General features: G+C 32.9%; 3 protein-coding genes and 1 pseudogene. All 4 read right to left on the bottom strand.

Annotated elements, in window-relative coordinates; translation table 11 throughout:
- Window positions 1–198: pseudogene (locus tag VFS71_RS05695) on the bottom strand (DUF4249 domain-containing protein); the annotation flags it as partial.
- An 8-nt stretch (window positions 199–206) separates the two neighbouring features.
- Window positions 207–2,993, bottom strand: a complete 2,787-nt coding sequence (locus tag VFS71_RS05690) for a TonB-dependent receptor (RefSeq protein ID WP_326399902.1) — start codon at window positions 2,991–2,993, stop codon at window positions 207–209.
- Between the two features lie 5 nt (window positions 2,994–2,998).
- Window positions 2,999–3,748: a hypothetical protein gene (locus VFS71_RS05685; RefSeq protein ID WP_326399901.1), complete on the bottom strand. Its 750-nt coding sequence runs from the start codon at window positions 3,746–3,748 to the stop codon at window positions 2,999–3,001.
- Window positions 3,749–4,140: 392 nt separating this feature from the next.
- Window positions 4,141–6,276, bottom strand: coding sequence for a polyribonucleotide nucleotidyltransferase (locus VFS71_RS05680; protein WP_326399900.1), 2,136 nt, complete (start codon window positions 6,274–6,276; stop codon window positions 4,141–4,143).
- Between the last annotated feature and the right edge of the window lie 52 nt (window positions 6,277–6,328).

Below are 6,328 nucleotides of genomic sequence, written 5' to 3'. Positions count from 1 at the left end.
TTGAGTTTCTTTGTCTTCAAATCGGGAAGTTTTTGTTAATGTTATTTCTTGCTTTTTGAGTTCATTGGTTATCGTGGCTTCAACAACTAATGCTTCTTCATAAGTATTTGTTTCTAATATATAGGGCTCTGTACAACTATTAAAAATGACGAATAATAGTAGTAAGAAAAAAAGATTAGATGCTATTTTGATTTTCATTATTTCAACTAAAATTTGAAATTATAAGTAATACTTGGCACAGGTATTGAAAAGATTGAAGTTTTGAAAGCTTTAACTTGCCCATTGCCATCGGTAACAAAATAAATGGAGTAAGGATTTGCCCTTCCCAAAACATTATAAACAGAGATGTTCCAAAAACTGTGGGCCAATTTTTTTATTTTATGATTTCCTTCAATGTTTATACCAATGTCTAGACGATAGTAATCTGGAATACGAAATGCATTTCTATCACTATATAATGTATAATTTGCATTGTTGTATATATAAGTACCAATAGGATAAGTAATAGGTCTTCCTGTCTGATAAACAAAATTAGAAGAAAGACTGTATCTCTTGGTAAATTTGTAGTTAAGAATGGCACTTACATCATGTGGTTTGTCATAGTTAGCTGGAAAATAATTTCCATTATTTACTTTTTCTTCATTAAACTGGCTATCCAATTTTATAAAAGTTCTTGAGTAGGTATATCCTAACCAACCGTTTAATCGTCCAAACTGTTTTTTGATTAAAAACTCGATTCCGTATGCTTTTCCATCGCCCTGTAAAAGTTCGGTTTCAACATGCTCATTTAATTGTAGTTGAGCACCTACTTTGTAATCTAGAATGTTTTTTGATTTTTTATAATAACTTTCTACACTAACTTCATATAAATTGTTATCGAAATTCTTGAATATACCAATCGAAGCTTGTTGAGCTGTTTGTGGTTTTATATTCAAATTAGATAGTATCCAAGTATCTGTTGGTGATTGTGTTACATTGCTTGAAAGTAAATGAATATATTGACTGGTTTTGTCATAACCAGCTTTAATAGATAAATCTTCAGTTAATAAATATCGAGCAGCCAGACGCGGTTCAAAAGTGCCATAAGTGGTTGCCACTTGGTTGTTGCCATAATGCTTGGTTTCAATAACCGTTGCATCATTAAGCGGAAGGTTAGGTGCGTAGACTCTTTGATCCGTTTCACCCAAAGAAGCATATAATGAATAACGTAAACCTAGATCAACAGAAAATTTATCGTTTATTTTATAGCTATCTGAAACATATAGTGCAGATTCTAATCCTTTTTCCTGCGAAATTTCAATAGGTTTTAATGTGGTATTAGGATTGGTTGGGTTTAAAAAGCCTGGATAAACATTGTATAGCTTACTTGATAAGCCATATTGGAATTTATGTTTGTCACTATATAGATAGTTAAATTTTAATAAAAGTTGTGTTTCATTGAGTTTGTATCCAGATACAAAAGCATTTTTTGCAGTTGTATCGAAGTCTATGTCGAATTTATATTCACTATTGGTTAAAATTACAGCTGCTTTGTTTTTAGAATTAAAAGAATGATCCCATTTGATAGAAGCAAGTCTGTTACTATAAGAATAAATAGAGTCAGAACTAAGGCTGAACTTATCATGGCTATAATAAAGAGTAGATTCTAGGAAGTTGTTTTTATTTAAAGCATTATTGTATTTTAATATTCCATCATAAAAACTTGCTTGGCTATTGGCCAAATCGTCGTTTTTTAAAGATTTTAAAACCCAATCAGAGTAGGTAGCACGACCACCAAAAAGAAGACTGGATTTATTTTTTTCTAAAGGTACACTTACGCTTAGATTTGATGTTATTGGGCCAATTGCTCCTTCACCAGTAACGGTTTCAGGATTTCCATTTTTTGTAGTTATATCAAATACAGAAGATAGCCTTCCACCTAAATCAGCAGGAATACTTCCTTTGTAGATGGTTGCTTTCTTTGCGGTATATGGATTTATAGATGAGAAAAAGCCTAAAAAGTGTTGAGGATTATAGAGTACTGCATTGTCAAGAAGAAATAAGTTTTGATCATCTTTTCCACCACGCACATTAAACCCTGCAGATCCTTCTCCAGTGGTTTTAACCCCGGGCAATGTAGTTGCCACTTTTAAGATATCTCGTTCTCCAAGTATCAATGGCATATTTTTCATAGCTTCTATGTCTATGGAAATCACACCAGAAACAACCGATTCTACAGCTTTTGATCCTTTACCTTTTATAAATACTTCATCTAGCTGATTTGAATTTTCAGCTATATTGATGTTTAGTTCACCGTTACTGTAAACAACCAAAGTCTTAACCGTTTTTTTGTGGCTTAGTGATCTTGTTTCTATAATGTTTGTTCCCGTTGGAAGTTTTAAGGAATAATTCCCATCGTTATCACTAATTGTACTTATGTTTTTGTTTCTAACTTTAATAACAATGTTGGATTCAGGTTTTCCTGTTGTTGTGTTAATTATTGTTCCGGTTATGGTACAGAATTTGGCATCTGTAATTGTCGTTTCTTTTCCAATGAAAATCACTCCATTATTATTCTTGGTGTATGATTTGTTTATAGAATCATACTGCTGATAAAAAACAGGTTTCCCAGTTAAATCATTAGAATTTTTATTAATGTTTTCAGTTTTAATCGCTCCAAAATAATTGGCAGCCAATTTTTCATGAATAACATTATTTTGAGTCAAAATAATCTTGTTTTTTGTAACATAGAAGTTTAAAGAGGTGTTGTTAAAGATGCTCTCTAGAAGAGTTGTGATTGTAACGTTCTTGTAACTTCCAGAGATTAGACTTTTATCAGAATCCATCCATTCCTTTTCGAAGTAAAAATGATAAGGAGTAGAAGCTTCTATAGTTTCTATAGCTTTTAATCTATCTATATTTTTAAATTCAAAGGAATAAGTATCTCCAGTTTTTTGTGCGAATAAAGAAAAATGAATTAAGGCTGTGAAAAGGACGAGTAGTATTTTCCTCATTTCTATTATTTTGAATTGTTTATTGAAGAATCATAAATAGAAATCATTAATCCATTTATAAATTGATTGTAGTCTGTTTTGCTTAAGCTTTTGTTTTTTTGATAGAAAACATTGATCTGTTTTTTGTAATCAGGAAATACTTTCACAATATTAGATTTGTTGTTTGCTTCATAAAACTTACCATTATATTCGATGTAATATTGATAATTTTCATGGAAGGAATAAAAGACACCTTCTTCGTTGATTTCTTTAAGGATGTCTTTGTGGTGTTTAATGAATAAATTAAAATTTTTCCCGATTTTTATTATTTCATAATAACCAGATGTAAAATCGGGTAATGCGGTTTGACTCTTCGTTATTTTGATGAAATTTTTTCCGTATAACGAAAAGGAATCTATTTTGTCTTGAATTAAACTAATTCCAATATGCTCAGGCTGTTCAGGTGGATTTAAAATCAATTGGTCTTTATAAATGTCGTATTTTAATTTTGCATTAAAATATGGCTGACCATCATAAACTAGATTTCCTACGGTGTATTTGTCATTTTTGAAGAACATATTATTGTCTCCAATTGTTTTGTAGGGGTACAAGGTAAGCGGACCGTTGTTTAGTCCAAGGTTTTCTTTCCCAACGATGGAATCAAATTTAGTATATAAAGAAATTTCAGAATTGGTTTGAGAGTGTATTTTAAGTCCGGTTGAGGTAATTATAGTCAATAATACTACAAGTTTAATCTTCGATTTTCTAAATTGCATTTTTTTATAATTGTTTTTTGTAGTTGGTTTGTGTTAGTTGATGATTTTAGACTTAAGTTTAGAAAAGTCATGTATTTTTTTTATAAAAGTAATATTAAATCTTACAAAAACAAGGTTAATTGTTATATTTTTATTTTTTTAACTTATTCTAAAATAAAAAGGGAAAATAAATTTTATGCAAAAAATAGTTTTGAATAATATGCGATTCTATTAAAATTTTGATTTTGCTATTAATTGGAAGCCTGTTTTTTGCTTCTAAAAGAAGTAGGAATTATTTACGATATTTGAGGATTATTTTTTTTTTAGAACTTAATAATGCCGAAAAACCCCGTTTCATTTGTATGAAACGGGGTCTTCTCTATAAAATAAACCTTTAGTAAACTAAGATCTGATTACTCTTTCTTTTCCTCACGTGGAGGTCTTTGTAAAAGTGCTTTTCTAGATACTTTTTCTTTTCTAGTTTTTGGATCAATACCAAGGTATTTTACCATAAATACATCGCCCATATTAACAACATCAGTAACGTTTTCTGTACGTTCCCAAGCAAGTTCCGATACATGGAGCAATACTTCATTTCCTGGAGCAGCAGTATATTCTACAACCGCACCGAAATCAAGCATTTTGATTACTTTAACTTCGTATGCTTCTCCCATTTGTGGTTTGAAAGTGATAGATTGGATTTTTGCCAATACCGCTTGTATTCCAGCAGGATCCGTACCTAAAATTTCAATAACACCTTCCTCGTTCACTTCGTTGATTACGATAGTAGTTCCTGTAGCTTTTTGTAATTCTTGAATCACTTTTCCTCCAGGTCCAATTAATGCTCCAATAAAGTTTCCAGGAATAGTTCTGGTGATAATTTTTGGAGAATGTGCTTTTACATCTTCTCTTGGAGCGGCGATAGTTTCGGTTAATTTACCCAAAATATGCAGCCTTCCTTCGCGAGCTTGACCTAAAGCTTGTTCCATGATATCATAACGCAATCCATCAATTTTGATGTCCATTTGACAAGCTGTAATACCGTCTTTTGTTCCCGTTACTTTAAAGTCCATATCTCCTAAGTGATCTTCATCTCCTAAGATGTCTGAAAGAACAGCGAATTTTTCACCATCAGTGATTAATCCCATAGCAATTCCAGAAACTGGTTTTACCATTTGAACCCCAGCGTCCATCAAAGCCATTGTTCCAGCACAAACTGTTGCCATAGAAGAAGAACCGTTAGATTCTAAAACTTCAGATACAATACGGATAGTGTAAGGACAATCAGCAGGAATCATGTTTTTCAAAGCACGTTGTGCCAAGTTTCCGTGACCTACTTCTCTTCTTGAAGTTCCTCTTAGCGGTTTTGCTTCACCAGTAGAGAAAGGAGGGAAGTTGTAGTGTAAGTAGAATTTCTCTTCACCTTGTTCAGATGGAGAATCAATTTGGTTAGCTTCTCTAGAAGTTCCTAAAGTTACAGTAGCCAATGCTTGAGTTTCTCCACGAGTAAATAAAGAAGAACCGTGAACTCTTGGTAAATAATCGATTTCACACCAGATTGGTCTGATGTCAGTTGTTTTTCTACCGTCTAAACGAACACCTAATTCTAAAACTACGTTACGAACGGCTTCTTTATTTGTTTTATAGAAATATTTAGAAACTAAATCACCGTCGGCAGCTAATTCTTCTTCAGTAAATAAAGCTTTTACTTCTTCTTTTACTTCAGCAAATGCAGCGCTTCTTTCGTGTTTAGCTGATCCAACTTTTGCAATAGCATAAATTTTATCGTAAGCCGCAGCTTTTACTTTTTTGTAAATTTCTTCATTTTCTTTCTCACCTTCGTAAGTACGGATTTCTTTTTTTCCAAAAGCAGCCTGTAAGCGCAATTGAGCTTGGATTTGAACTTTAATAGCTTCGTGTGCAAATTTAATTGCTTCCACCATTTCAGCTTCTGAGATTTCTTTCATCTCTCCTTCAACCATCGCAACAGAGTCCATAGAAGCTCCAATCATCATGTCGATGTCAGATTTTGCTAAGTCTTCTCTACTTGGGTTAATTACAAATTTTCCGTCGATACGTGCAACACGAACTTCTGAAATTAGGTTGTAAAATGGAATGTCAGAAACAGCTAATGCTGCAGAAGCGGCTAAACCAGCTAATGCGTCTGGCATAACTTCTTCGTCATGAGACATTAATTGAATCATAACTTGTGTTTCAGCATGGTAATCATCTGGGAAAAGAGGACGTAAAACACGGTCAACTAATCTCATTGTCAATACTTCGCTGTCGCTTGGACGAGCTTCTCTTTTGAAGAAACCTCCAGGGAAACGACCTGCTGCTGCAAATTTTTCGCGGTAATCTACCGTTAAAGGTAAAAAATCTACCGCTGGGTTAGCGCTACGTGCTGAAACTGCAGTTGCAAGTATCATTGTGTCGCCCATTCTTACTACTACAGAACCATCTGCTTGTTTAGCTAAACGTCCTGTCTCGATTGTGATGCTTCTTCCATCACCTAAATCGATTTTTTCTACAAATAATTGTGGAATCATAAATTTTTTCCTTAATTGGTTATACAATGGGTTCTAGTTGTGTTGTTAGTTG

Origin of the sequence: Flavobacterium sp., from assembly GCF_035760125.1 — a bacterium.
In the GTDB taxonomy this organism is placed as follows: Bacteria; Bacteroidota; Bacteroidia; order Flavobacteriales; family Flavobacteriaceae; genus Flavobacterium.
This window is presented reverse-complemented; position numbering and strand designations above follow the sequence as displayed.